The organism is Pseudomonas fulva (assembly GCF_023517795.1).
Classification (GTDB): domain Bacteria; phylum Pseudomonadota; class Gammaproteobacteria; order Pseudomonadales; family Pseudomonadaceae; genus Aquipseudomonas; species Aquipseudomonas fulva_D.
This window is the reverse complement of sequence record NZ_CP082928.1, coordinates 1,758,413-1,784,335: the sequence shown is the minus strand read 5'-3', so window position 1 is coordinate 1,784,335 and position 25,923 is coordinate 1,758,413. Positions and strand designations below refer to the sequence as shown.

The 25,923-nt window shown below is 66.4% G+C and carries 22 protein-coding genes; 12 read left to right on the top strand and 10 right to left on the bottom strand.

Annotated elements, in window-relative coordinates:
• Positions 1–110: 110 nt before the first annotated feature.
• Positions 111–845: a substrate-binding periplasmic protein gene (locus tag K8U54_RS07995; protein ID WP_249909629.1), complete on the top strand. Its 735-nt coding sequence runs from the start codon at positions 111–113 to the stop codon at positions 843–845.
• Here K8U54_RS07995 and K8U54_RS07990 read toward each other — a convergent pair.
• The 8 genes from K8U54_RS07990 to K8U54_RS07955 form a co-directional block, all read right to left on the bottom strand.
• Positions 820–2,085, bottom strand: a complete 1,266-nt coding sequence (locus tag K8U54_RS07990; protein WP_249909628.1) for a diguanylate cyclase domain-containing protein — start codon at positions 2,083–2,085, stop codon at positions 820–822. The two genes, K8U54_RS07995 and K8U54_RS07990, sit on opposite strands and share 26 nt — an antisense overlap.
• Positions 2,086–2,121: 36 nt before the next feature.
• Positions 2,122–3,501 carry an ATP-dependent RNA helicase DbpA gene (dbpA, locus tag K8U54_RS07985; RefSeq protein WP_249909627.1) on the bottom strand — a complete coding sequence of 460 codons (1,380 nt, stop codon included), beginning with the start codon at positions 3,499–3,501 and terminating at the stop codon, positions 2,122–2,124.
• A 72-nt stretch (positions 3,502–3,573) separates the two neighbouring features.
• Positions 3,574–4,989 carry a multidrug transporter subunit MdtD gene (mdtD, locus tag K8U54_RS07980; protein ID WP_249909626.1) on the bottom strand — a complete coding sequence of 472 codons (1,416 nt, stop codon included), beginning with the start codon at positions 4,987–4,989 and terminating at the stop codon, positions 3,574–3,576.
• A 109-nt stretch (positions 4,990–5,098) separates the two neighbouring features.
• Positions 5,099–6,808, bottom strand: a complete 1,710-nt coding sequence (gene betA, locus K8U54_RS07975; RefSeq protein ID WP_249909625.1) for a choline dehydrogenase — start codon at positions 6,806–6,808, stop codon at positions 5,099–5,101.
• Between the two features lie 164 nt (positions 6,809–6,972).
• Positions 6,973–8,445, bottom strand: a complete 1,473-nt coding sequence (gene betB / locus K8U54_RS07970; protein ID WP_249909624.1) for a betaine-aldehyde dehydrogenase — start codon at positions 8,443–8,445, stop codon at positions 6,973–6,975.
• Positions 8,446–8,783: 338 nt separating this feature from the next.
• Positions 8,784–9,374: a transcriptional regulator BetI gene (gene betI / locus K8U54_RS07965; RefSeq protein WP_249909623.1), complete on the bottom strand. Its 591-nt coding sequence runs from the start codon at positions 9,372–9,374 to the stop codon at positions 8,784–8,786.
• A 286-nt stretch (positions 9,375–9,660) separates the two neighbouring features.
• Positions 9,661–10,344, bottom strand: coding sequence for a response regulator (locus K8U54_RS07960; protein ID WP_249909622.1), 684 nt, complete (start codon positions 10,342–10,344; stop codon positions 9,661–9,663).
• Positions 10,341–11,867, bottom strand: coding sequence for an ATP-binding protein (locus K8U54_RS07955; RefSeq protein ID WP_249909621.1), 1,527 nt, complete (start codon positions 11,865–11,867; stop codon positions 10,341–10,343). The genes K8U54_RS07960 and K8U54_RS07955 overlap by 4 nt, the downstream gene beginning before the upstream one ends.
• A 168-nt stretch (positions 11,868–12,035) precedes the next feature.
• Here K8U54_RS07955 and K8U54_RS07950 point away from each other — a divergent pair, with 168 nt between their 5' ends.
• Positions 12,036–13,910 (top strand): potassium transporter Kup, encoded by a 1,875-nt coding sequence (locus K8U54_RS07950; protein ID WP_249909620.1) that lies wholly within the window; start codon positions 12,036–12,038, stop codon positions 13,908–13,910.
• Between the two features lie 136 nt (positions 13,911–14,046).
• On the opposite strand, the gene K8U54_RS07945 is transcribed toward K8U54_RS07950, so the two are convergent.
• A complete protein-coding gene (locus K8U54_RS07945) occupies positions 14,047–14,682 on the bottom strand; it encodes a class I SAM-dependent methyltransferase (RefSeq protein WP_249909619.1) in 636 nt (211 codons plus the stop codon).
• Positions 14,683–14,783: 101 nt separating this feature from the next.
• Here K8U54_RS07945 and K8U54_RS07940 point away from each other — a divergent pair, with 101 nt between their 5' ends.
• From K8U54_RS07940 to K8U54_RS07895, 10 genes are all read left to right on the top strand, one after another.
• Positions 14,784–17,141, top strand: a complete 2,358-nt coding sequence (locus K8U54_RS07940; RefSeq protein ID WP_249909618.1) for a DNA polymerase II — start codon at positions 14,784–14,786, stop codon at positions 17,139–17,141.
• 80 nt (positions 17,142–17,221) lie between these two features.
• On the top strand, positions 17,222–17,890 hold the full coding sequence (locus K8U54_RS07935; RefSeq protein WP_249909617.1) for a DMP19 family protein: 669 nt from the start codon (positions 17,222–17,224) through the stop codon (positions 17,888–17,890).
• 59 nt (positions 17,891–17,949) lie between these two features.
• Positions 17,950–18,498 (top strand): sugar O-acetyltransferase, encoded by a 549-nt coding sequence (locus tag K8U54_RS07930; protein ID WP_249909616.1) that lies wholly within the window; start codon positions 17,950–17,952, stop codon positions 18,496–18,498.
• Between the two features lie 137 nt (positions 18,499–18,635).
• The gene (locus K8U54_RS07925) at positions 18,636–19,274 is read left to right on the top strand and encodes a peroxiredoxin (protein ID WP_249909615.1); all 639 of its coding nucleotides are present in this window, start codon (positions 18,636–18,638) and stop codon (positions 19,272–19,274) included.
• Between the two features lie 9 nt (positions 19,275–19,283).
• Entirely contained in the window at positions 19,284–19,871 is a 588-nt protein-coding gene (gene ssuE / locus K8U54_RS07920) for an NADPH-dependent FMN reductase (protein WP_249909614.1), read from the top strand.
• A gap of 101 nt (positions 19,872–19,972) precedes the next feature.
• Positions 19,973–20,953, top strand: coding sequence for a sulfonate ABC transporter substrate-binding protein (locus K8U54_RS07915; RefSeq protein WP_249909613.1), 981 nt, complete (start codon positions 19,973–19,975; stop codon positions 20,951–20,953).
• Between the two features lie 53 nt (positions 20,954–21,006).
• Positions 21,007–22,155 (top strand): FMNH2-dependent alkanesulfonate monooxygenase, encoded by a 1,149-nt coding sequence (gene ssuD, locus K8U54_RS07910; protein WP_249909612.1) that lies wholly within the window; start codon positions 21,007–21,009, stop codon positions 22,153–22,155.
• A 52-nt stretch (positions 22,156–22,207) separates the two neighbouring features.
• The gene (ssuC, locus tag K8U54_RS07905) at positions 22,208–22,999 is read left to right on the top strand and encodes an aliphatic sulfonate ABC transporter permease SsuC (RefSeq protein WP_249909611.1); all 792 of its coding nucleotides are present in this window, start codon (positions 22,208–22,210) and stop codon (positions 22,997–22,999) included.
• Positions 22,996–23,808 carry an aliphatic sulfonates ABC transporter ATP-binding protein gene (gene ssuB, locus K8U54_RS07900; RefSeq protein ID WP_249909610.1) on the top strand — a complete coding sequence of 271 codons (813 nt, stop codon included), beginning with the start codon at positions 22,996–22,998 and terminating at the stop codon, positions 23,806–23,808. The genes ssuC and ssuB overlap by 4 nt, the downstream gene beginning before the upstream one ends.
• A gap of 51 nt (positions 23,809–23,859) precedes the next feature.
• Positions 23,860–24,075, top strand: coding sequence for a TOBE domain-containing protein (locus tag K8U54_RS07895; RefSeq protein ID WP_013793202.1), 216 nt, complete (start codon positions 23,860–23,862; stop codon positions 24,073–24,075).
• Positions 24,076–24,375: 300 nt separating this feature from the next.
• Here K8U54_RS07895 and K8U54_RS07890 read toward each other — a convergent pair whose 3' ends face one another.
• Positions 24,376–25,908, bottom strand: coding sequence for an AhpA/YtjB family protein (locus tag K8U54_RS07890; RefSeq protein WP_249909609.1), 1,533 nt, complete (start codon positions 25,906–25,908; stop codon positions 24,376–24,378).
• Positions 25,909–25,923 lie beyond the last annotated feature (15 nt).

The following is a 25,923-nucleotide window of genomic DNA, read 5'->3' as shown; positions in this document are numbered from 1 at the left end:
TAACTGCCAATAGCAAGCTGCACTGGCGTTTTGCCGCTATCTTGTCTATCAGCCGTAGGGGCACGCCTTGTCGTGTTCCGGTTCTTGTCCATCTGCAGGGGCTGCCACCATTGAAAACCTGGCGCATCTGGTTGCTGTCGCTGCTGCTGTTGCCCTGGGCCGCGTGCGCGGAGCACCTGCGTCTGGTCGCCGACAGCTGGCCGCCATTCACCGATCAGCGCCTGGCGGGCAACGGCGTGGCGGCGGAACTGGTAGGCACCGCCCTGAGCCGTGCCGGCTATACCAGCGACTACCGCGAGGTGCCCTGGCAGCGCGCCGTGCTGGGGCTGCAGCGCGGCGATTACGACGTGTTGATCACCGCCTGGTACAGCCGGGAGCGGGAGGCGTTCGGGTACTTTTCCGCGCCCTATCTGGTCAACCGCATACGCGTGGTGCAGCGCAAGGGGGCGGGCATCGTCTTCAACCAGCTCGCCGACCTGCATGCCCACCAGATCGCGGTACGCCGCGGCTATGCCTATTCGCCGGCCTTCATGGCCGACGACCAGCTGCAGACGGTCGAGGTCAGCAGTTTCGAGAATGCCGCGCGCATGGTGCACCGCGGTCGAGTGACCCTGGCGCTGGAAGACGAGTACGTCGCCCGCTTCCTGTTCGGCAATTCCCTGAAGGCGATCGCCGACGATCTGGAATTCCTGCCCATGCCGTTGAGCGAGAATGGCCTGCACATTCTCATCCGCCTCACCCATGGCGAGCACGCCGAGATCGCCCGCCGTTTCGATGCCGCCATCGCCGCCATGCAGGCCGATGGCAGCTACGGGGCGATCATGGCGCGCTACGGTCTGCAGTGATCGCTTGCTGCCAACGGGTGCGGCCGCGGCCCTGGTGCTTGGCCTGGTAGAGCTGCTGATCAGCCAGGTGCAGCAGGCTTTCCAGATCCTCCGGCGGGCCGTGGTGGATACCCGCGCTGAATGACAGTGGCGGGGCGCCCACGGCGTATTTCAGCTGCCTGCAGTGCGCGCGCAGCAGGTCGAGGGCCTGGCCGAGTTGCTCGGCGGGTTGCGCGCTGACCATGGCGAATTCCTCGCCGCCCAGGCGGCCGAGCAGTGCGTCCGGAAAGGCGGCGCTGAAGGCCTGACTGAAGGCGATCAGCGCAGCGTCGCCGGCGGCGTGGCCGTATTCGTCGTTGATCTGCTTGAACAGGTCCATGTCGAGCATCGCCACGCTCAGCGCCTGGCCTTCGCGCTGGGCCTGCTGGAACTGCTTCAGCCCCTGCTCGTAGAAGGCCCGGCGGTTGTTCAGGCCGGTCAGGGCGTCGTACTGCGCGGCCTTTTTCAGGGCACGCAGCATGTCACGGCGTTCCAGGGTGAACATCACCCGGCAGGTCAGCTCTTCGGGGCAGAACGGCTTGCGTAGAAAGTCATCGGCGCCGTGCTTGATGAACATGGCGCTCAGCGAGCCCTTGGTGTCGGCGGACAGACCGAGGATCACCAGGTCGTTGCGCTTCATCTTCTGGCGCAGCAGCTTGACCAGCTCGAAACCACTGATGCCCGGCATGCTGTGGTCGACCACCAGCAGGTCGATGTCCGGCTGTTCCTTGAGGATGCCCAGGGCTTCTTCGCCGTCGCGGGCGTCGATGATCTGGTAGCGATGGGGCGCCAGGACGTGGCGAATGAAGTTGCGGGTGGCCTCGGAGTCCTCGGCGACCAGGATCTTCACCTGGCTGTTGCTCTCCAGGCGGTGCAGCAGGCGGAAGGCGTACTCGTAGGAGTGCTGGCTTTCCTTGAGCACGTAGTCGACCACGCCCTTGAGCAGCAGGTCGTCGCGGCGCTTCTCGTTGTACGAGCCGCTGAGCACGATGCAGGGCAGGGCGTAGCGCATCACCAGGTCGACGCTCTCGCCATCCGGCGCGTCGGGCAGGTGCAGGTCGACGATGGCGGCGAAGAACAGGTCCGCCGAGGTTTCCAGCATCACTTCGGCCTCGCCGAGGGAGGCGCAGAACACCGGCTGCAGGGTCGGCTCATGACGGAACAGGTGCTCGAGGATCTTGAGCACCAGCGGGCTGTCTTCGATGACCAGGATATTGCGCACGGAACCCCCTATGCCCGCTCTGCCGATAGCTTCAGTCTAAAGCGTGCGCACGCGCAGCGAGCGACCTTTTATCTTGCCTTCGCCGAGGCGCTTGAGTGCCTGCTTGGCGACGCCGCGCTCCACGGCCACGTAGGCCTGGAAGTCGAAGATGGCGATCTTGCCGACCTGGGCGCCGGGAATGCCCGCCTCGCCGGTGAGGGCGCCGAGAATGTCGCCGGGGCGCAGCTTGTCCTTGCGGCCGGCGGCGATGCACAGGGTGATCATCGGCGGGCGCAGTGGCTCGCCGGCGCGCGGCTTGAGGCTGCCCAGCGGGTGCCAGGTCAACGGGGCTTTCTGCAGGGTTTCGATGGCCTGGGCGCGGTGGGCTTCGGGCGGCGCCACCAGGCTGACGGCCATGCCTTTCTCGCCGGCGCGGCCGGTACGGCCCACACGGTGGATATGGATTTCCGCGTCACGGGCCAGCTCGACGTTGATCACCATGTCCAGGCCGTCGATATCCAGGCCGCGGGCGGCCACGTCGGTGGCCACCAGCACCGACAGGCTGCGGTTGGCGAACATCGCCAGCACCTGATCACGGTCGCGCTGCTCCAGGTCGCCGTGCAGGGCCGCGGCCGAGATGCCGGCGGCGGCCAGGTGATCGACCACCTCCTGGCACTGCTGCTTGGTGAAGCAGAACGCCACCGTCGATTGCGGGCGGAAGCAGGCCAGCACGTCGACCACCGCCTGCAGGCGCTGCTCGGGGGCGATTTCGTAGAAACGCTGCTCGATCTGGCTGTCGTCGTGCAGCGCCTCGACCTTGACCTGCTGCGGGTTGCGCATGAAGGTCGCCGACAGCTGCTTGATGCCCGCCGGGTAGGTGGCCGAGAACAGCAGGGTCTGGCGGCGCTCCGGGGTCTGGCCGATGATCTCGGCGATGCTGTCGTAGAAGCCCATGTCGAGCATGCGGTCGGCTTCGTCGAGTACCAGGGTATTGAGGCCGTCCAGCTTCAGCGTGCCCTTGGCCAGGTGCTGCTGCACGCGCCCCGGGGTGCCGACGATGATCTGCGCACCATGCTCCAGGGAGCCGATCTGCGGGCCCATGGGCACGCCCCCGCACAGGGTGAGGATCTTGATGTTGTCTTCGCCGCGGGCCAGGCGGCGCAGCTCCTTGGCGACCTGGTCGGCCAGCTCGCGGGTCGGGCACAGCACCAGCGCCTGGCAGCCGAAATAGCGCGGGTTGAGCGGCGCCAGCAGGCCGATGCCGAAGGCCGCGGTCTTGCCGCTGCCGGTCTTGGCCTGGGCGATCAGGTCCAGGCCCTTGAGCATCACCGGCAGGCTTTGTGCCTGGATCGGCGTCATCTGCGCGTAACCGAGGGACTCGAGGTTCGCCAGCATGGCGGGCGACAGGGCAAGGGAGGAAAAAGCGGTGGCGGTCACGGTGCGGGCCTGAAGAGCATCGAAAAGAGCGCTAGTGTAGCAGGCGCGCTGCCACGGCCTGCCGACTGCTCGTCATTCGTCGACGTCGACCTTCACCCGTCTGGCGCTGCGCCCGTCTTTCGCCGACAGCTGCAGGAAGATGCCCGCCGCCAGGATCGTCAGCAGGCCGATGCACAGGTAGGTGGCCTGGAAGGCGCTGAGCACGCCATCGGCCGCATCCGCATTGTCCAGGCTGAAGCCGCTGAGCAGGGCGGCGCCGGTGGCGATGCCCATGCTGATCGACAACTGCACCACCACCGACAGCAGGCCGTTGCCGCTGCTCGCCTCGCTGTCGGGCAGGTCGATCAGGGTCACGGTGTTCATGGCGGTGAACTGCAGCGAGTTGAAGGCGCCGATCAGGCTCAGCTGGATAGCCAGCTGCAGGTGCGAGGTCTGCCCGTCGACCAGCGCCATGCTGGTGATCAGCAGGCCCAGCAGCACGGTATTGAACGTCAGGATGCGCCGGTAGCCGAGGCGGTCGATCAACGGCTTGGCCAAGGGCTTCATGGCCATGGCGGCGAGTGCCAGGGGGATCATGCTCATGCCGGCCTGGGCGGGTGAATAGCCCATGCCCAGTTGCAGCAGCAGCGGCGTGAGGAACGGCAGGGCGCCGGTGCCCAGGCGCGCGAAGATGTTGCCGAAAATGCCCACCGCGAAGCTGCGGGTGTTGAACAGCCGCGGCGGGAACAGCGCGTTGGCGGTGCGCCCGGCGCGCAGCCAGTAGGCGGCCAGGCAGGCCAGGCCGCCGAGCAGCAGGAGCACCACGCGCATGTGCGGCAGGTGCAGCTCGCCCAGGCCTTCCAGCGCCATGGTGATCAGCAGCATGCTGGCGCCGAACAGCAGGAAACCGATCAGATCGAAACGGGTGCGCTCGCTGCCGCGCAGCTCCGGCATGAAACGGTAGGCGGCCCAGCAGCCCAGGGCGCCGACCGGCAGGTTGAGCAGGAAGATCCAGTGCCAGCTGGCAAATTCCACCAGCCAGCCGCCCAGGGTCGGGCCGATCAGCGGGCCGAGCAGGCCGGGCAGGGTGATGAAGCTCATGATCCGTACCAGCTCGGTACGCGGGTAGGCACGCAGCACCACCAGGCGACCCACCGGCATCATCAACGCGCCGCCCAGGCCCTGGATGATCCGGGCCATCACCAGCATGTTCAGCGACTGCGACACTGCGCACAGCAGCGAGCCGAGGCTGAACAGGGCAATGGCGCCAAAGAAGATGTGCCGCGTGCCGAAGCGGTCGGCCAGCCAGCCGGAGGCGGGAATCAGCAGCGCCACGGTGAGCATGTAGGCAATCACCACCGACTGCATGCGCAGCGGGTCTTCGGCCAGGTCCGCCGCCATGCTCGGCAGGGCGGTGTTGAGGATGGTGCCGTCCAGCGTCTGCATGAAGAACGCGATGGCGACGATCCAGGGCAGCAGGCGGGCGGTGCGGGCGTCAAGCAGGGTCATGGCGAGCGGTTATCAGCGGTGGTTGGAACAGTGTGACCCACCTTGGCGACGAATGTCGCAACAAAGCGATACATCCGCGCCCCTATCAGGCGCGGATGCGCCCGCCGGTTCAGGACGCCGAGCGCATGTCCTCGACCACCCGTTGCGGGGTGCCGCGTACCGGCGCGCCGTTGGCCACGTGGTAGGGCGCGGTGCTGCGCGGCAGTGCTTGGCGACCGCGGATACGGTCGGCGATCTTCTCGGCGATCATGATGGTGGTGGCGTTGAGGTTGCCGGTGATGATCTGCGGCATGATCGACGCATCCACCACGCGCAGCCCTTCGAGGCCGTGCACGCGGCCCTGGCCGTCGACCACCGCCATGTCGTCCGAGCCCATCTTGCAGGAGCAGGAGGGGTGGAAGGCGGTTTCCGCATGCTCGCGGATAAAGGCGTCCAGCTCGTCATCGGTCTGCACATGGGCGCCCGGGCTGATCTCGCGGCCGCGGTACGGGTCGAGGGCCGGCTGGTTCATGATCTCGCGGGTCAGGCGGATGGCATCACGGAATTCCTGCCAGTCCTGCTCGTGACTCATGTAGTTGAACAGGATGCTCGGGTGCTGGCGCGGATCCCTGGACTTCAGCTGTATGCGACCGCGACTCGGCGAGCGCATGGAGCCGACGTGGGCCTGGAAGCCGTGCTCGTTCACCGCGTTGCTGCCGTTGTAGTTGATCGCCACCGGCAGGAAGTGGAACTGCAGGTTCGGCCATTCGAATTCCGCGCGCGAGCGGATGAAGCCGCCGGCCTCGAACTGGTTGCTGGCGCCGATGCCATCGCCTGCGAACAGCCACTTGGCACCGATGCCGGGCTGGTTGAGCAGCTTGAGCGCCGGGTACAGCGACACCGGCTGGGTGCAGGCGTACTGCAGGTACATTTCCAGGTGATCCTGCAGGTTCTCGCCGACGCCCGGCAGCTCGTGCACCAGGTCGATGTCCAGGCTGCGCAGCAGCTTGCCCGGGCCGACGCCGGAGCGCTGCAGGATCTGTGGCGAGGCGATGGCACCGGCGCACAGCAGTACTTCGCGGCGCGCGTGGGCGATGGTTGCCTGGTTCGCATTGCCGACCAGGTAGGCGACACCGTTGGCGCGCTTGCCGGCGAACAGGATGCGGTCGGTGGTGGCATGGGTGACGATGGTCAGGTTCGGCCGCTCGCGGGCCTGGTCCAGGTAGCCGCGGGCGGTGCTGGCACGACGGCCCTCGGGCGTCACGGTGCGGTCCATCGGGCCGAAGCCTTCCTGCTGGTAACCGTTGAGGTCATCGGTACGCGGGTAGCCGGCCTGCACGCCGGCCTCGACCATGGCATGGAACAGCGGGTTGTTGCCGGCCTTGGGGGTGGTCACGCTGACCGGGCCGCTGTCGCCGTGGTAGTCGTTGGCGCCGCTGTCGCGGCTTTCCGCCTTGCGGAAATACGGCAGGCAATCCAGGTAGCTCCAGTCTTCCAGGCCGGGCTGCTTGGCCCAGTTGTCGAAGTCCAGGGCGTTGCCGCGGATGTAGCACATGCCGTTGATCAGCGACGAGCCACCCAGGCCCTTGCCGCGCCCGCACTCCATGCGGCGGTTGCCCATGTGCGGCTCCGGGTCAGTCTCATAGGCCCAGTTGTAGCGGCGGCCTTGCAGGGGAAACGCCAGGGCGGCCGGCATCTGGGTGCGGAAATCGAGGCGGTAGTCGGGGCCACCGGCTTCGAGCAGCAGTACGCTGACATCCGCCTTTTCGCTCAGGCGGGTCGCCAGCACGTTACCGGCCGAGCCGGCGCCAATGATGATGTAATCGAATTCCTGGGTCATGGCTCCTCCTGTTGCCCGGGTGTGATCGGGAGAACACGCTGACTGTGGCCGGATGGCATCCGGGCTACGGGGCGGCGACTTTCTTGTGGGAGCGGATTGATCCGCGATGCTTTTTCGCGGCTGAAGCGATGCGCCGCCCGCTCGCTCCCACGCTGTGCTGGCGGTCAGAACACCGAGGCGTAGTCGCCCAGCTCGACCTGCACGGACTTGATGCGCGTGTAATGGGCCAGGGTGGTCAGGCCGTTCTCGCGGCCGACACCGGATTGCTTGTAGCCGCCGACCGGCATCTCGGCCGCCGACTCGCCCCAGGTGTTGATCCAGCAGATACCGGCTTCCAGCTTGTGGATAACCCGGTGCGCGCGGTTCAGGTCGCGGGTGACGATGCCGGCAGCCAGGCCGTAGCTGGTGTCGTTGGCGCGGCGGATCACTTCCTCCTCGCTGTCGTAGACGAGGATGCTCATCACCGGGCCGAAGATCTCTTCGCGGGTAATGGTCATGTCGTCCCGGCAGTCGGTGAACACGGTCGGCGCCACGTAGGCGCCGTTGGCGTAGTCGCCGTCGGTGACGCGCTCGCCACCGATCAGCAGGCGCGCGCCCTGCTGGCGGCCCTGCTCGATGTAGCCGAGCACCCGCTCCATGTGGGCGAAGCTGACCAGCGGGCCGAAATTGGTGGTGTCGTCCTGGGGGCTGCCCAGGCGGATGCGCTTGACCCGCTCGACGATCTTGCTCTCGAAACGCGCCTGCAGGGCACGGGGCACGAACACCCGGGTGCCATTGGTGCACACCTGACCGGTGCTGTAGAAGTTGGCCATCATGGCGATGTCCGCGGCACGGTCCAGATCGGCGTCTTCGCAGATGATCAATGGCGACTTGCCGCCCAGCTCCATGGTCACTTCCTTGAGCGACGAGCTGGAGGCGCTGGCCATGACCTTCTTGCCGGTCACGGTGCCGCCGGTGAAGGAAATCTTCTCGATGCGCGGGTGCTCGGTCAGCCACTGGCCAACTTCGCTGCCCAGGCCGGTCAGCACGTTGAACACGCCGTCCGGCACCCCGGCCTCGGTGTAGACCTCGGCCAGCTTCAGGGCGGTCAGCGAGGTGACCTCGCTGGGCTTGAAGATCATCGCATTGCCGGCGGCCAGGGCCGGGGCGGATTTCCATAGAGCGATCTGGATCGGGTAGTTCCAGGCGCCGATACCGGCAACCACGCCCAGCGGCTCGCGGCGGGTGTAGACGAAGCTGGTGTCGCGCAGGGGGATCTGCTCGCCCTCGATGGCCGGAATCAGGCCGGCGTAGTACTCCAGCACGTCGGCGCCGGTGACGATATCGACGTAGCGGGTTTCCGACAGCGGCTTGCCGGTATCGAGGGTTTCCAGCTCGGCCAGCTCATCGTTGCGTGCGCGGAGGATATCCACCGCCTTGCGCAGGATGCGCGAGCGCTGCATGGCGGTCATCGCCGCCCACACCTTCTGGCCTTGCTCGGCGCTGGCCACGGCGCGTTCGACGTCGTCCTGGCTGGCGCGCTGCACGTTGGCCAGCACCTCGCCATTGGCCGGGTTGATGCTTTGAAAGGTCGCGCCGCTGCTGGCATCGACGTACTGGCCACCTATGTAGAGCTGCTGGTCTGCGAATCGGGCCATGGGGCGTCCTCCTGAGCGGGGCAAGACGCGCTTCGGGCGCCTTGGCGAAATGGGTCGGCTGAGCGAGGTAGAGAGGGATATCAGCCGATTTGGTTAAAAAACAGCCTAGTTTATTTTTATTGATCGATCAATCAATAAAAAATCCAGAGGCGACCAGAACCGTGCCGGATGCGCCATGGGCGCTGGCTTTCAGGATGTTTGGCTGGGGAGTCTCAAGACGGATTAGGAGAGTTTACTGTGGGAGCGGGCGGGGACGCCTAGGCCATGCCCGCGATTTCGCGCGCATGGCGCGCTCCCACATGGATATCAGTCCACAGATAGGTGCGAGGGCGGCCTGCTCACTGCGCCTTGGCGAGCTGCAAATCGAGGTAGTCGTAGGCGATCTGCGCGGCCTGGCGGGTGTCGAAGTCCTCGCCGGTCAGGGCACCGCGCAGCCACAGGCCGTCGATCAGTGCGGCCAGGCCACGGGCGGCGGCGCGGGCTTGTGCTGGCGGCAACGCGCGGCGGAACTGGCCGCACAGGTTGGAGTACAGGCGCTGGTCATTGACCCGCTGCAGGCGACGCAGGGCCGGCTGGTGCATGCTGCTGGCCCAGAACGCCAGCCAGGTCTTCATCGCCGGGCCGCTGACCTGGGTTTCGTCGAAGTTGCCGTCGATGATGGCACGCAGGCGTGCCCGTGGGGTGTCTTCGCGCAACAGCCGGTAGCGCGCGTGCACCGCCTCGCGCAGCGCCTGCATGAGGTGGCGCATGGTCGCTTCGAGCAGGCCGTTCTTGTCCTGGAAGTAGTGGCTGATGATGCCGTTCGATACGCCGGCGATCCGCGCGATATAGGCGATGCTGGCATCGCTCATGCCAACCTGGTCGACGGCTTCCAGGGTGGCTGCGATCAGCTGGGAGCGGCGGATCGGCTGCATTCCGACCTTGGGCATCGTGTTCTCCGGCGAGGGGTGTCGTCCGAGTCTAACAGAGCGCGCGCAGTTGTCGGCGCGTTCAGGTTTCTCAGCGCCTGTTCACGAGCTTTATGCGCATGAAGCGGCATCTAAAGGCAAAAGCGGACGTTCCCGGCGTAGGGTGGATGACGCTTCACCCATCCACCGCTCTGCAATCCCAATGGTGGACAAAAAGAGCGTTGTCCACCCTACGGAACGACTGGCCGCTACCGCCACTCAACTGCCAAAATCGACGAGTCTGGGCTCTAAGATCATGAACAGACCTTCAGGCGATCAGCCGGTAGCCGACACCCGCTTCGGTGATTATCAGCCGCGGCGCCGCCGGGTCGTCGCCGAGCTTCTGGCGCAGGTGGGCGATGACGATGCGCAGGTAATGGCTGTGCTCGATGTGGGTCGGGCCCCAGATGTCGCGCAGCAGCTGCTGCTGGGTGACGACCATGCCGGGGTGGCGGGCAAGGGCTTCGAGTACCGCGTATTCCTTGCGGGTCAGGCTGATTTCCTGGTCGTCCAGGGTCACCCGGCGAAAGGCGAAGTCGACCCGCAGCGGGCCGCTGGCCAGGGCGGCCGCCGGCTTCTCGCTGGCCGGGCGGCTGCGCAGCAGGGCGCGTACCCGGGCGAGGAACTCCTGGACGCCGAAGGGCTTGCTGACGTAGTCGTTGGCGCCATTGTCCAGGGCCTGCACCTTGTCCTTTTCGCCGGCGCGCACCGACAGCACCAGCACCGGCACGGCCGACCATTCGCGCAGGCGGGTCAGCACCTCCTGGCCATCCAGGTCGGGCAGGCCGAGGTCCAGTACCACCAGGTCGGGTTGCTCCAGGGCCGCCAGGCGCAGCGCCGCTTCGCCGCAATCGGCCTCGAGTACCTGATAACCCTGGGCCTGCAGGCCGATACGCAGGAACTTGCGGATCGCCGCTTCGTCGTCGACCAGGAGGATGCGCGCTTCAGTCATGCCGGCTTCTCGTCAGGCTGTTGCAGGGGCAGTTGCAGGATCAGGGTGGTGCCCTGGCCGGGTGCCGACTCGACCCGCGCCGTGCCGCCGTGGGCGTTGAGCATGCCCAGGCAGATCGCCAGGCCCAGGCCGGTGCCCTGGCCGCCGCGATCGCCGCGGGCCGCGGTATAGAAGAGGTCGAAGATCTGCGCCTGTTCGTCGGCGGGAATCCCCGGCCCCTGGTCGCTGATGGCGAAGCTGATGGTCTCGCCGTCGTGGCCGAGGCGGATATCGATCACCCCGCCGGGCGGCGAGAAGCGCGCGGCGTTGTCCAGCACGTTGACCAGCGCCTGTTCGATCAGCGCGCCCTGCACCCACAGCAGCGGCAGGTCGGCGGGCACCTGCATGCGCACCTGCAGGTGCTGCAACACCGGCTGCAGGCGCTGCAGGGCGGCCGCGAGCAGGTCGCTGGCGGCCACCCAGTCGCGCTCCAGGTGCAGGCCGCCGTGGCCCAGGCGGGTCATGTCCAGCAGGTTCTGGATGTAGCGGTCCAGGCGCGAGGCTTCGCTGGCGGTACTTTGCAGCAGGTCGTCGCGGGTCGCCGCGTCCAGGCTGTCGATGAACAGCTGCAGGGTTTCGATATTGCCGCGCATGGCGGTCAGCGGCGTGCGCAGGTCGTGGGACACCGAGGCGAGCAGGGCGCTGCGCAGGCGCTCGGTTTCATGTTGCAGGCGCGTATGGCCGAGGGTCTCGACCAGTTGCACACGGGCCAGGGCATGGGCCAACAGTGGCAGCAGCACGTCGATCAGCTGGCGCTGTTCGCCGGCCGGCGGGTCGCCCTGGGCGGTGCGCATGCCCAGCAGCGCCAGCGGCTGGTCGTTGTCCATCAATGGCCACCACCACCAGTGCGGATGGGTCAGGCTATGGCTGTCGTAACCGCGTGGATGGCGGCTCTGCCAGGCGTGTTCGGCGCTGATGCGCTCCAGCTCGCTGAGCGCCAGCCGGCTGCCGTCGGCCTGCTGCCAGTTGCCCTGGGCGTCGCGGCTGAGCAGGCACAGGCGCTCGGCCGGCAGGTCCAACTGGCTGAGCATGGCGGCCAGCAGGTCGCGCTGGTCCTGGGCGCTGGACAGCCGTTCGGCGAAGCCCAGCAGGCTTTCGGTCTGCCGCTGGGCCACCTGCAGGTCACGGAACTGCTGGCGCTGGCGGGCGGCGAGGTTGCCGGTCAGCAGGGCGATGAGCAGGAAGAACAACAGGGTCAGCACGTCCTGCTCGCGGTGCACCACCACCGACCAGGTCGGCGGCAGGAAGCAGAACCCGTAGGCAGCGAACGACAGCAGGGCGCACAGCAGTGCCGGGCCGACGCTGCTGCGCACCGCCACCACCAGCACCACGGCGAGAAACACCAGGGAGATGTTCGGCAGGTCCAGCCAGCGCGACACGGCCAGGGCCAGCAGGCAACCGAGCCCGGCGGCGAGGGCGGCCAGCAGGTAGTCGCGCATGGGGGCAGGCGGGCGGCGGGTGGGGCGATCGGCGGCGATGGACATGCGCAATTCCGGTGCGGGGCGTGGGCAGATCATGGCGTCGTGCAAGGTTGGCGTAAAGAAGCGCGCCTGCGCGTAAAAAAGCCGTAAAACTGCGCGACCTGAAGCTGCTGCGTGCGCCACGCCAGCGTATACCTAAGGGTAACCAAGTCCATCAGGATACCCTGCAACGTGAGTACCCCCTCCCGCACTTCGCCCATTGCGCTGCTGGTTGGCGCCGTCGGCATCGTCTATGGCGACATCGGCACCAGCCCGCTGTACAGCCTCAAGGAAATCTTCTCGCCGCACTACGGCGTCGGCCTGTCCCAGGCCAGCGTGCTGGGCATCCTGTCGCTGATCTTCTGGTCGCTGACCCTGGTGGTCACGGTCAAGTACGTGATGTTCATCCTGCGTGCCGACAACGGCGGCGAGGGCGGCATCATGGCGCTCACCGCCCTGGCGCAGCGGGCGGCCGCCGACTACCCGCGGCTGCGCACCGTACTGATCATGCTCGGCCTGTTCGGCGCCGCGCTGTTCTACGGCGACAGCATGCTCACGCCGGCGGTCTCGGTGCTCTCCGCGGTGGAAGGCGTCGGCCTGGTGGTCGACGGCATCGACCACTGGGTGGTGCCGCTGGCCCTGTTGATCCTGATTCCGCTGTTCCTGCTGCAGCGCCACGGCACCGCGCGCATCGGCTACCTGTTCGGGCCGGTGATGGTGATCTGGTTTCTGGTGCTTGGCGCCCTGGGCGTGCATGGCATCGTGCAGCGCCCGGAAGTGCTGCTGTCGCTCAATCCCTACTGGGCCTTGCAGTTCTTCATCGCCAATCCGCTGCTCGGCCTGACGGTGATGGGCGCCGTGGTGCTGACCATCACCGGTGCCGAGGCGCTGTACGCCGACCTCGGCCATTTCGGCCGCAAGCCCATCGTGCATGCCTGGCTGTTCCTGGCCTTCCCCGGGCTGATCCTCAACTACTTCGGCCAGGGCGCGCTGCTGCTGATCGACCCTGAAGCGGTGCGCAACCCCTTCTACCTGCTGGCGCCGGGCTGGGCCTTGATCCCCCTGATCGGCCTGTCGACGGTGGCCACCATCATCGCCTCCCAGGCGGTGATCACCGGCGCCTTCTCGGTCACCCGCCAGGCCATCCAGCTCGGCTACGTGCCGCGCATGCAGATCCTGCACACCTCCAGCGCCGAGCAGGGGCAGATCTACATTCCGCTGATCAACAGCCTGCTGCTGGTAGGGGTGGTGCTGCTGGTGCTCGGCTTCCAGTCGTCCAGCGGCCTGGCTGGCGCCTACGGCGTGGCGGTGACCGGCACCATGCTGTGCACCACGCTGCTGGTATCGTCGGTGATCCTGCTGCTGTGGCGCTGGCCCAAGGTGCTGGCGGTGCCGCTGCTGGCGGTGTTCCTGCTGGTCGACGGCATCTTCTTCGCCGCCAACGTGCCGAAGATCATCGGTGGCGGCGCGGTGCCGATGGTCGTCGGCATCCTGCTGTTCGGCCTGATGACCACCTGGAAGCGCGGCCGCCAACTGGTGCTCGAGCGGCTCGACGAACACTCCCTGGTACTGCGCGACTTCATCGCCAGCATCGCCCTGCAGCCGCCCCATCGGGTTACCGGCACGGCGGTGTTTCTGACCAGCCGGGTCGAGGTGGTGCCCCATGCTCTGCTGCATAACCTGCTGCACAACCAGGTGCTGCACGAGCGGGTGATGCTCCTCACCGTGCTCTACGAGGATCGCCCGCGGGTACCGCTGGCCGAGCGTTTCGACCTGGAGGCCCATGATCAGGGCTTCTACCGTGTGCGCCTGCGCTTCGGCTTTCTCGAGGCGCCGGACATACCCCGGGCACTGGCCCAACTCGGTGAACGGGGCATCGACTGCCCGCCTATGCAGACCACCTATTTCCTCAGCCGGGAAACGGTGATTCCTTCAGAACGTATCGGCATGGCCATGTGGCGCGAGCGGTTGTTCGCCGTGCTGCAGAAGAATGCCGGTAGTTCGCTGGGCTTCTTCCGCCTGCCGGTGAACCGGGTGATCGAGTTGGGGACGCAGGTGGAGATCTAGAGGTAGGAGCGGTTGGCAGCAAGCTTTTGTGGGAGCGCGGCATGCGCGAAAATCGCGGGCATGGCCCGCTCCCACAGGGATATGGCAGTGGCCGCTACCGCTACCGCTACCGCTACCGCTACCGTCGCCCGTCGAATCAAACCTTCTCCCGCTTGCGCCAAACACTTGCCAGCCACGGCTGCTGCTCGCGGGGCAAACCGGTGGGGCGGTAGTAGTGTTCCAGTTCGTCGAAGCCGGCGGAGCCGAGCAGGTGGCGCCAGCTGTCCAGGTCGTGCCAGGCGCCGTAGCGTTCGCCGCTCCAGCCTTCCTGGTTGTCACCACGGGGGTTGGAGCTGAACAGTACGCCGCCGGGCTTCAGGCTGGCGCGCAGTTCCCTGAGCACCCGCGGCAGTTCCTGGCCGGGAATATGGAACAGCACGGCGTTGGCGAAGATGCCGTCGAAGCGCTCGGCCGGTAGGTCCAACGTGAGAAAGTCCTGCTGCCACACCTCGCAGCCGCTGTCGGCGCGGGCCATGGCGACGAACTCCGGGCAGCCGTCGAGGCCGACGGGCTGGTGGCCCAGGGCCTTGAAGGCGCGCAGATCACGGCCGGGGCCACAGCCGAAGTCGAGGATGCTCAGTGGCGCGCTACCGTGCACATGACGTAGCAGCGCCGAGATGTTCTGGCTGACGTCGTGGTCGCGGGTGCCCTCACGAAAGTCTTCGGCGCCGGCCTGGTAATGGGCCAGGGTGCGGCGGGTGATCTGTTGCAGCTGTTGATGATCGAGGGGCATGGCGAGCCTCCGTATAAAACCTGGCGACCATTTAACCCCATTCTGCAGCGGTTGCGCGGGCGGGTTACCATCGCACCCTGAACAGCATTCGAGGTGGCAGGGTGGATCTACAGCAGGGCTTCGTCCTGACCCGGCACTGGCGCGACACGCCGGCCGGCAGCCAGGTGGAATTCTGGCTGTCGACCGACGCCGGCCCGCGCCTGGTGCGCCTGCCGCCGCAAACCTCGGTGGCCTTTATCCCCGCCGAACAGCGTGCCCGCGCCGAGGCACTGATCGCCGGCGACGGGCAGTTCGAACTGCGCCCGCTGCAGCTGCGTGATTTCCGCCAGCGGCCGGTGCTCGGCCTTTACTGCCCGCAGCAGCGCCCGCTGATCCAGCTGGAACAGACCCTGCGCCAGGGCGGGGTGGATGTCTACGAAGCCGATATCCGCCCGCCCGAACGCTACCTGATGGAGCGCTTCATCACCGCGCCGGTGCTGTTCGGCGGCACCGAGGCGGCGGACGGCGTGCTGGTCGACGCCCAGCTCAAGCCGGCGCCGGACTACCGCCCGCAGCTCAAGCTGGTGTCCTTGGATATCGAGACTACCGCCCGTGGCGAGCTGTATTCCATTGCCCTGGAAGGCTGCGGGCAGCGCCAGGTGTACATGCTCGGGCCGCCGAACCGCGAGGCTGAGGTGGATTTCGACCTTGCCTACCTCGACAGTCGCGCGGCACTGCTGGAGGCACTGAATGACTGGCTAGAGCGCCATGACCCGGACGCCATCATCGGCTGGAATGTGGTGCAGTTCGACCTGCGCGTGCTGCACGAACACGCCCAGCGCCTGCAGGTGCCACTGCGCCTGGGGCGTGGCGGCGAGCTGCTGAGCTGGCGCGAACACGGCGCCAAGCAGCATTTCTTCGCCAGTGCGCCGGGGCGGTTGATCATCGATGGCATCGAGGCGCTGCGTTCGGCGACCTGGAGCTTCCCGTCCTTCAGCCTGGAGAGCGTCTCACAGCAGCTGCTTGGCGAGGGCAAGGCGATCGACAACCCCTACCAACGCATGGACGAAATCAACCGCATGTTCGCCGAGGACAAGCCGGCCCTGGCTCGCTACAACCTCAAGGACTGCGAGCTGGTCACGCGCATCTTCGCCAAGACCGAGCTGCTCACCTTCCTGCTCGAACGCGCCACGGTCACCGGCCTGCCGGTGGATCGCAGCGGTGGCTCGGTGGCGGCGTTCAGCCACCTGTACATGCCGCTGATGCATCGCCAGGGCTTCGTCGCGCCCAACCAGGGCGAGCGCCCGCCCGAGGCCAGCCCCGGTGGCTTCGTCATGGATTCGCGGCCGGGGCTGTACGAGTCGGTGCTGGTGCTCGATTACAAGAGCCTGTATCCGTCGCTGATCCGCACCTTTCTGATCGACCCGGTGGGGCTGATCGAAGGCCTGCGCCAGCCCGACGATGCGCATTCGATTCCCGGCTTTCGTGGCGCGCGCTTCTCGCGCACCCGCCATTGCCTGCCGGCCATCGTCGAGCGCGTATGGCAGGGCCGCGAGGCGGCCAAACGCGCCGGCAACGCGCCGCTGTCCCAGGCGCTGAAGATCATCATGAACGCCTTCTACGGCGTGCTCGGTTCCAGCGGCTGCCGCTTCTTCGATACGCGGCTGGCGTCGTCGATCACCCTGCGAGGCCATGAAGTGATGCGCCGTACCCGCGAGCTGATCGAGGCCGAGGGCCATGCGGTGATCTACGGCGACACCGACTCCACCTTCGTGTGGCTGCGCCGCGCCCACGGCGAGGAAGACGCCGAGCGCATCGGCCGCGCCCTGGTGCAGCGGGTCAATGCCTGGTGGCGCGAGCACCTGCAGGCCGAGTTCGGCTTGCAGAGCGCCCTGGAACTGCAGTTCGAAACCCACTTCAGGCGCTTTCTGATGCCCACCATCCGCGGCATGGAGGAGGGCAGCAAGAAGCGTTATGCCGGGCTGATCCGTCGTGCCGACGGCCGCGAGGACATGGTCTTCAAGGGCCTGGAAACGGTGCGCAGCGACTGGTCGCCGCTGGCCCAGCAGTTCCAGCAGGAGCTGTACCTGCGCATCTTCAAGGGCCAGCCCTACCAGGACTACGTGCGCGACTACGTGCAGCGCACCCTGGCCGGCGAGTTCGAGGAGCGCCTGGTGTACCGCAAGCGCCTGCGCCGGCGCCTCGACGACTACCAGCGCAACGTGCCACCCCACGTGCGGGCGGCGCGCCTGGCCGATGCCCACAACGACGAGATGGGCCGACCGCGCCAGTACCAGAGCGGCGGCTGGATCAGCTACGTGATCAGTGTCGCCGGCCCGGAACCCCTGGAGCTGCGCCGCGCGCCGGTCGACTACGGCCATTACCTGGGCAAACAGCTGCAGCCGGTGGCCGACGCCATCCTGCCGTTCGTGGACGACGATTTCACGGCGCTGATCGGTGGGCAGCTGGAGCTGTTCTGAATGGGCATGGCGGTGCGCCTGGCTCTCTGGCCGTCGCTCTGGCATCGTCGTGACCGCACTCACCACCCGCTGGAGCCCCGATGAGCCATCCCCTGCATGCCGAACTCGGCTGCCTGCAGATCGAACGTGTCGCCGTCGATAGCCAGGCCGCCCATATCCACCTGCGCACCGGCCAGCAGTTTTCCCTCAGGCTTGACGGCTACCTGCGCCTCGACCCCCTGTCGGCCGCGCAGCGTGACGACGCGAGGCTGGAGGACGGCGGCTTCGTCGCCAGTTGGCGGCATCATGACGCGGGGCAGTGCGACAGCATCGACCTGGCCTGGGACGAGCTGCAGGACCAGGCCCTCAGGCGTCTGCACGCAGCCGGCTGGGACCTGGAGGCCATCAGCCTGCGTGATCGTCGGTTGGTCGTGCTGTGGCGCCTGCAGGCCGATTACTACAACGGCGGCCTGATGCAGTTCTTCGCCAACTGGGGCATGCCGACCTTCGAACTGGCGCAGCAGGCGCTGACGCTGATCGGCCTGCCGGCTGCCTGCCAGGCGCTGCGCGAGCTGTATGCGGTGTTCGCCCGCCTGCAGGACGAGCCCGAGGACATCGCGCTGTGGGACATCTGCAGCTGGCTCAGCGAAGCGGAGAATGCGCGCATCGAAGCGCTGAGCGATGGCTTCGAGGCGCTGATCGGTGACCTGCCGATCCTGGCCTTGCATCATTTCCTGATCGTCGACGCCGAGCGACCGTCGGCCGATTAGCCGGAACCTCACCCTCCCAGTGAGTTCCTTACTGAACATTCGTAAGGAGGCGACCCGCCATGGCGCTCAGTGAAAAACACAAGATGCTCACCGGCGAACTCTACCTGGCCAGTGACCCGGAACTGCAGGCCGACAGCGCGGCGACCATGGCCTGGCTGGCGCGCTACAACGGCAACCTGGGGTTGTCGCCGGCCGAGCGCAACCAGGTGCTGGGCGAGCGCCTGGCGGCGGTCGGCAAGGGGGTGGTGGTGCGCTCGCCGTTTCACTGCGACTACGGCTTCAATATCAGCCTGGGCGACGGCGTGTTCATCAACTTCAACTGCGTGATTCTCGACGTGGTGGCGGTAAGCATCGGCGACAGGACGCAGATCGGCCCGGGCGTGCAGATCCTTACCGCCGACCACCCACGCGACCCGGCCGAGCGCGAATCCGGCCTGGAGTTCGGTCGGCCGGTGAGTATCGGTCGCAACGTGTGGATTGGCGCCGGGGCGCTGATCCTGCCGGGTGTGACGATTGGCGACGATGCGCTGATCGGCGCCGGCAGCGTGGTGACCCGCGACGTGCCAGCCGGTGCCACGGTGGTGGGCAATCCGGCAAGGGTTCTCTGAGCGAATGAACATGGGCTCGCCGGCAATAAAAGCGGCGAGCTTTTTGGTTATAAATAAATCATTATTTATTCTTTTTAATATTTTCTGTTCCTCAGCATAGTGAGCGCCACGCAACGACTCACCTGAGGAGCACAGCCATGAGCATCCGCCTGGGCGACATCGCCCCCGACTTCGAGCAGGACTCCAGTGAAGGCCCCATTCGTTTCCACGAGTGGCTGGGCAATCAGTGGGGCATCCTGTTCTCCCATCCGGCCGACTTCACGCCGGTGTGCACCACCGAGCTGGGTTTCACCGCCAAGCTGAAGGATGAGTTCGCCAAGCGCAACGTCAAGGCCATCGCCCTGTCCGTCGACCCGGTCGATTCGCATATCAAGTGGATCGACGACATCAACGAGACCCAGAACACCGCGGTCAACTTCCCGATTCTGGCCGATGCCGACCGCAAGGTGTCCGAGCTCTATGACCTGATTCATCCGAACGCCAACGACACCTTGACGGTGCGTTCGCTGTTCGTCATCGACCCGAACAAGAAGGTGCGCCTGACCATCACCTACCCGGCGAGTACCGGGCGCAACTTCCATGAAATCCTGCGGGTGATCGATTCGCTGCAGCTCACCGACAGCCACAAGGTGGCCACGCCCGCCAACTGGCAGGACGGCGACGAGGTGGTGATCGTGCCCTCGCTCAAGGACGAAGACGAAATCAAGCAGCGCTTCCCCAAAGGCTATCGCGCCGTGAAGCCCTACCTGCGTCTCACCCCGCAGCCCAACAAGTAAGGACGCCCCATGCTGGTGGTTTTTCTGGGCGGCAGCCCGAGCCTGAAGTCCCGCTCCAACGTGTTGCTGGGCAAGGCCAGGCAGTGGCTGCAGGCCCGTGGCGTGGAAGTGGTGACCTATCAGGTGCGCGACTTCGCAGCCGAGGATCTGCTGTTCGCCCGCTTCGACAGCCCCCGTATTCAAGGCCTGCAAGCCCATGTGGCGGCGGCCGACGGGCTGGTGGTGGCGACGCCGGTGTACAAGGCGTCGTTCTCCGGCGCCCTGAAAACCCTGCTCGACGTGCTGCCCGAGCGCGCGTTGCAGCACAAGGTGGTGTTGCCGGTGGCTACCGGCGGCAGCAACGCGCACATGCTGGCGGTGGATTACGCCCTGAAGCCGGTGTTGTCCGCGCTCAAGGCCCAGGAGGTGCTGCACGGCGTATTCGCCGATGACAGTCAGATCAGTTACACCGAGGACGGCGGCGATCTGTCGCCGGCCCTGGAACAGCGGCTGGAAGATGCCTTGCAACAGCTGATCCAGGCGCTCGATCGTCGGCCCCAGCCCATCGCGCCGGGCCTGCTGAACGAGCGATTGCTAAGCGGGCGCTGGAGCGCCTGAAGTACCCACACTCACATGTCCGGCAGTTCGCTGCCGCCCCACCTTACTAGCCCGTCAACGAGGCAGCAGGTGGCCAAACACTCAATGCAGAGGAGAGCGCCATGCGCACTGTCACCCTGCGTCGGAGTCTGGTCGCCTTGTTTGCCGCGGCCATTTCCTTCGGCGCCATTACTCACGCTCAAGCAGCGCCTGATAACAAGAGCGTCTTGCGTATCGGTTATCAGAAGTACGGCACCCTGGTGCTGCTCAAGGCCAACGGCGCGCTGGAAAAACGCCTGGCTGCCAAGGGCATCGACGTCAAATGGACCGAGTTTCCCGGCGGGCCGCAACTGCTCGAAGGCCTGAACGTCGGCTCGGTGGACTTCGGCACCACCGGCGAAACGCCGCCGGTATTCGCCCAGGCCGCCGGTGCCGATCTGCTCTACGTGGCCTTCGAACCACCTGCACCGACCAGCGAAGCGATCCTGGTACCGAAGGATTCGCCGATCAAATCGGTCGCCGAGCTCAAGGGCAAGAAGGTCGCCCTCAACAAGGGCTCCAACGTGCATTACCTGCTGGTGCGCGCCCTGGAAGAGGCCGGCCTGAAATACAGCGACATCCAGCCGGTTTACCTGCCACCTGCCGATGCCCGCGCCGCCTTCGAGCGTGGCAGCGTCGACGCCTGGGTGATCTGGGATCCCTTCCAGGCCGCTGCCGAACAGCAACTGCAGGCGCGCACCCTGGTCGACGGCAAGGGCCTGGTCAGCAACCACCAGTTCTACCTGGCGACCCGTCCCTATGCCGAGCAGCACCCGGAAGTGATCGAAGCGCTGGTCGAGGAAATCCGCGGCATCGGCGAGTGGGTCAAGGCCAATAACGAGCAGACCGTTGCCCAGGTCGCGCCGCTGCTCGGCCTGTCCGCGGACATCACCCGCCTGGCGGTGCAGCGTCAGAGCTACGGCGCCCAGCCCATCACCCCGGAGGTGGTCGAGGCGCAGCAGAAGATCGCCGACACCTTCACCGCGCTCAAGCTGATTCCCAAACAGCTGAACATCAGCGAGGTGATCTGGCACGCGCCGGCCAGCAAGGTCGCCCAGCAATAAATTCCCACCCCGCCTGTCGGGCGGGGCATTGCGATTTCCAAGGAGACCACTCCATGAGCCTCAACATCTTCTGGTTCCTGCCCACCCACGGCGATGGCCATTACCTCGGTACCTCCCAAGGGGCCCGCGCCGTCGACCACGGCTACCTGCAACAGATCGCCCAGGCCGCCGACCGCCTCGGTTTCGGTGGCGTGCTGATTCCCACCGGGCGTTCCTGCGAGGATTCCTGGCTGGTCGCCGCCTCGCTGATCCCGGTGACCCAGCGCCTGAAATTCCTCGTTGCCCTGCGCCCAGGGATCATTTCGCCCACCGTGGCGGCGCGTCAGGCGGCGACCCTGGATCGCCTGTCCGGCGGCCGCGCGCTGTTCAATCTGGTCACCGGTGGCGACCCGGACGAGCTGGCCGGCGATGGCCTTAATTTGTCCCATGCCGAGCGTTACGAAGCCTCGGTCGAGTTCACCCGCATCTGGCGCCGCGTGCTGGAAGGCGAGGTGGTCGATTACGACGGCAAACACATTCAGGTCAAGGGCGCCAAGCTGCTTTATCCGCCGGTTCAGCAACCCCGCCCGCCGCTGTACTTCGGCGGCTCCTCGGAAGCGGCCCAGGATCTCGCTGCCGAGCAGGTCGAGCTGTACCTGACTTGGGGCGAGCCGACTGCCGCGGTGGCCGAGAAGATTGCCCAGGTGCGCGAAAAGGCTGCGGCTCAGGGCCGCGAAGTGCGCTTCGGCATTCGCCTGCACGTGATCGTGCGGGAAACCAATGAAGAGGCCTGGAAGGCCGCCGACAAGCTGATCGCCCATGTCGACGACGACACCATCGCCCGCGCCCAGGCGTCCCTGGCGCGCTTCGATTCGGTCGGCCAGCAGCGCATGGCCGCCCTGCACGGCGGCAGCAAGGACAACCTGGAGGTGTCACCCAACCTCTGGGCCGGTGTCGGCCTGGTGCGCGGTGGTGCCGGGACCGCGCTGGTCGGCGATGGCCCGACGGTTGCCGAACGGGTCAAGGAATACGCCGCGCTGGGGATCGATACCTTTATCTTCTCCGGTTATCCACACCTCGAAGAATCTTATCGCGTCGCCGAGCTGCTGTTCCCCCATCTGGAGGTGAACCGCCCGGCGCTGCCGGAAGGCGCTAACTACGTGAGCCCGTTCGGTGAAATGGTCGCCAACGACATTCTGCCCAAGGCGGCTTCGGCCAGTTGAACAACGGCCGGGCGGCAGAGCCCGGCCTTCGCGATGATCGTCGAGGTACGCGATGAGCAAGACATTTTCCAACAGCCTGGCCCTGCGCCTGGCGCCCTGGGCACTGCCGGTGGCGCTGCTGGTCGCCTGGCAGGGCTCGGTGGCGCTGGGGCTGTTGTCCACGCGCATCCTGCCGGCGCCCAGCGCGGTATTCGAGGCCGGCTGGCAGCTGCTGTCCAGCGGTGAAATCTGGACGCACCTGGCGATCAGTGGCTGGCGTGCGGCGGTCGGCTTCGCCATCGGCGGTGGCATCGGCCTGGCGCTGGGCTTTATCACCGGCCTGTCGAAGTGGGGTGAGCGGCTGATCGACAGCTCGGTGCAGATGATCCGCAACGTGCCGCACCTGGCGCTGATTCCCCTTGTGATCCTGTGGTTCGGCATCGACGAGAGCGCGAAGATCTTTCTGGTCGCCCTTGGCACCCTTTTCCCGATTTACCTGAACACCTACCACGGCATCCGCAACGTCGACCCGGCGCTGGTGGAAATGGCGCGCAGCTATGGCCTGTCCGGCTTCGCCCTGTTCCGTCAGGTGATCCTGCCCGGCGCGCTGCCGTCGATTCTGGTCGGCGTGCGCTTCGCCCTCGGCCTGATGTGGCTGACTCTGATCGTCGCCGAGACCATTTCCGCCAGCAGCGGCATCGGTTACCTGGCGATGAACGCCCGCGAATTCCTGCAGACCGACGTGGTGGTACTGGCCATTCTGCTCTACGCCGTGCTCGGCAAGCTGGCCGACGTGGCTGCGCGTGGCCTCGAACGTGCCTGGTTGCGCTGGCACCCGGCTTATCAGGGAGCGGCTGCGAAATGAATGCGCCATTGAATGTTTTGCATGACATCAAACGAGGCACCCCGCTGACCATTCGCGGCATCCGTAAATCCTTCGGTGAGCGTGAGGTGCTCAAGGGTATCGACCTGACCATTCCGGCCGGCCAGTTCGTCGCCGTGGTCGGCCGCAGCGGTTGCGGCAAGAGCACCTTGCTGCGCCTGCTCGCCGGCCTCGATCAACCGACTGGCGGTGAACTGCTGGCCGGCAACGGGTCGTTGGCCGCCAGCCGCGACGATACCCGGCTGATGTTTCAGGAGGCGCGGCTGCTGCCCTGGAAGCGGGTGATCGACAATGTCGGCCTGGGCCTCACCGGTGACTGGCGGCCCAAGGCCCAGCAGGTGCTGGAAGCCGTGGGCCTGGCCGATCGCGCCAACGAGTGGCCGGCCGCGCTGTCCGGCGGCCAGAAGCAACGCGTCGCCCTGGCCCGGGCACTGATCCACGAACCACGCCTGCTGCTGCTCGATGAACCGCTGGGTGCCCTGGATGCGCTGACCCGTATCGAGATGCAGCAACTGATCGAAGGGCTGTGGAAAAAGCATGGCTTCACCGTGCTGCTGGTCACCCACGATGTCAGCGAAGCGGTGGCCACGGCGGACCGGGTGATCCTTATCGAAGACGGCGAGATCGGCCTCGACCTAGAGGTGAACCTGCCGCGCCCCCGCCATCGCGGCTCCGCCTACCTGGCCGAGCTGGAAGCCGATGTGCTCAACCGTGTGCTGCAAATCCCTGCGCTGCCGGCGCAGCCCGACCCGGTTTCACCCCTGCCGACCCAGCTGCGCTGGGCGCTCTAACCCTGACTCGAAGCCCGTTGTGGGCACCTTACGACCCCTGGAGATCTAGCCATGACCATCAAAGCCATCAACGTTCGCAACCAGTTCAAGGGCACCATCAAGGAAATCGTCGAAGGCGATGTGCTGTCGGAAATCGACGTGCAGACCGCCGCCGGCATCGTCACCTCGGTGATCACCACCCGTTCCGTACGCGAGCTGGAACTGGGGGTGGGCAGCGAAGTGATCGCCTTCGTGAAGTCCACCGAAGTGTCGATCGCCAAGCTCTGATTGCTGCAGTTAACAGTTTGTGGGAGCGGGCCGTGCCCGCGAAAATTCGCGCGCATGGCGCGCTCCCACAGGCTGTTGCCTTGGCTTCCCTTCTCGCTTGATCACAAACTCGCTGTGAGAAAGGCTGACATCGCACTCTTCGCCTGCAGGAACATTGTGTGGGAGCGGGCGGGGTCGCCTAGGCCATGCCCGCGAAAAATCGCGGGGGCGCCTTCCGCCCATAGGTGACCTGCAGTCGAACAACCCCAAATAGAAAAGCCGGCATATACGCCGGCCTTTCTCATCCCTACCGCTGAATCCCTAGCGCTCTTCGCGCAGCTTGGCCATCTGCCGCTCCAGCAGCGCCGGGTACGGGTCGAGCAGGCGCTCGACGCAGCTGGCGCCCTCGGGGCTGGCGATGGCGCGGATGCGTGCACGCTGGCGCAGGGTGGCATCTTCGCCGACGCGGCGCTCGACCAGCAGCAGGTTGCGGCTGTGCTGGGAGAGGGCCAGGGCATCCTGGGCGGTTTCGCTGAGCAGCAGGTCACCCTGACTCAACCCCTGCAGGCCTTCGCCGAGGGTCAGGCCCAACTGCAGGTGCAGGGTGATGCCGCTGTCGGCCACCTCGATCTGCAGGGCATGGCCGAGGGCGCGCAGCAATTCGCCACAGCAGATGGCGTGGGTCAGGTAGTCGTCGCCGCTGGTGTCGTGGTGGAACAGCATCAGGCTGCTGCCGTCGTTGAGGGTGTGCAGCTCGGCCTTGTAGAGCGTCGCCGCCTTGTCCAGGCAGCCGCGATAGCTTTCCAGCAACTCCATCAGGCGCGTGCGCGGCAGGCGACGCAGCTGTTCCTGGGCGCCCAGTTGCACGGCCAGCACGGCGCTCTTGCGGGGCGCCAGCGGGGCTGCAGGTGCAGGCTTGGCCGGGCTGTCCTCGTCGTCGTACAGATCGGCGAAGGCATCGTCGTCATGCTCGTCACGGCGACGGCTCGGCGGATCGTAGTCGTCCTCGCTGTCGAAGCGGCTGTCGCGCAGGTCGCGCATCGCGAAGGTCGGGGCGGCGCGCTCGTCACGCTGATCGTGATCCGCGCGGTCGTCGTCGAGGAACTCCTCGCCCAGGTCATCGAGGTCGTCGAATTCCGGCTCGGGTTCAGGTTCCGGCTTCTCGGGGGCCAGGCGTGCCTGGAGCTGGCGGGCCAGGTCGCCGATCTCGTCCTGGCGGTTACCGCCCGGGGCGTAATCGTCCGGGTCGCGCAGCCACACGCGCATCTGCATCAGCGGCGTGGAGATCTGCCGGCCCAGGCGCAGGCTCAGCGACAGGGTCAGGGCCAGCAGGATCAGGCTGAGAATGCCCATGCTCTGCAGGCTGATGGTCATCGGCTGTTCGAACTGCTGCATGTCCAGGCTGATGCGCAACTGCCCGGCCATCACCTCCTGAAAGGTGATGGGTGTCGAATACAGGCCTTCGGTTTCGCCGAGCATGCTCTTGCTCGGGCGCGTACCGGCTTCGGCGAGAATGCGGTTATCCACGCTGTAGATCGCCGCGTGGGCCACCAGCGGGTTCTTCACCAGGTTGTTGAGCAGCACGTTGAGGCTGAGGATGTCGTTGGACACCAACAGCTCGGTGGCCGAGGCGGCCGTCTGGGTGATCAGGCTGCTGCCCAGCGCTTCGGCCTGCTGCTGCATGGCCTGCTTGAACTGCATGCCGATCACCCAGGCATAGATCACCAGCGCCATGGCCACCAGCAACAGGCTGTGACTGACGATGCGCAATGCCAGCGGCACGCGACGTTGGCGCAGTGCACGAAAGAGCAGGAGGAAGAAATTGTCGGGCTTTACGGGGGCGGGCCGGTTCACAGAGCTCGGCTCTCG

Bases quoted from the DNA above. Each gene is read 5' to 3' on its own strand.
- ssuD (WP_249909612.1), top strand. From the start codon at position 21,007: ATGAGCCTCAACATCTTCTGGTTCCTGCCCACCCACGGCGATGGCCAT.
- K8U54_RS07955 (WP_249909621.1), bottom strand. From the start codon at position 11,867: ATGTCCATCGCCGCCGATCGCCCCACCCGCCGCCCGCCTGCCCCCATG.
- ssuC (WP_249909611.1), top strand. From the start codon at position 22,208: ATGAGCAAGACATTTTCCAACAGCCTGGCCCTGCGCCTGGCGCCCTGG.
- K8U54_RS07930 (WP_249909616.1), top strand. From the start codon at position 17,950: ATGGCGCTCAGTGAAAAACACAAGATGCTCACCGGCGAACTCTACCTG.
- betB (WP_249909624.1), bottom strand. From the start codon at position 8,445: ATGGCCCGATTCGCAGACCAGCAGCTCTACATAGGTGGCCAGTACGTC.
- ssuE (WP_249909614.1), top strand. From the start codon at position 19,284: ATGCTGGTGGTTTTTCTGGGCGGCAGCCCGAGCCTGAAGTCCCGCTCC.
- K8U54_RS07945 (WP_249909619.1), bottom strand. From the start codon at position 14,682: ATGCCCCTCGATCATCAACAGCTGCAACAGATCACCCGCCGCACCCTG.
- ssuB (WP_249909610.1), top strand. From the start codon at position 22,996: ATGAATGCGCCATTGAATGTTTTGCATGACATCAAACGAGGCACCCCG.
- K8U54_RS07935 (WP_249909617.1), top strand. From the start codon at position 17,222: ATGAGCCATCCCCTGCATGCCGAACTCGGCTGCCTGCAGATCGAACGT.
- betA (WP_249909625.1), bottom strand. From the start codon at position 6,808: ATGACCCAGGAATTCGATTACATCATCATTGGCGCCGGCTCGGCCGGT.
- K8U54_RS07915 (WP_249909613.1), top strand. From the start codon at position 19,973: ATGCGCACTGTCACCCTGCGTCGGAGTCTGGTCGCCTTGTTTGCCGCG.
- K8U54_RS07925 (WP_249909615.1), top strand. From the start codon at position 18,636: ATGAGCATCCGCCTGGGCGACATCGCCCCCGACTTCGAGCAGGACTCC.
- betI (WP_249909623.1), bottom strand. From the start codon at position 9,374: ATGCCCAAGGTCGGAATGCAGCCGATCCGCCGCTCCCAGCTGATCGCA.
- mdtD (WP_249909626.1), bottom strand. From the start codon at position 4,989: ATGACCCTGCTTGACGCCCGCACCGCCCGCCTGCTGCCCTGGATCGTC.
- K8U54_RS07960 (WP_249909622.1), bottom strand. From the start codon at position 10,344: ATGACTGAAGCGCGCATCCTCCTGGTCGACGACGAAGCGGCGATCCGC.
- K8U54_RS07895 (WP_013793202.1), top strand. From the start codon at position 23,860: ATGACCATCAAAGCCATCAACGTTCGCAACCAGTTCAAGGGCACCATC.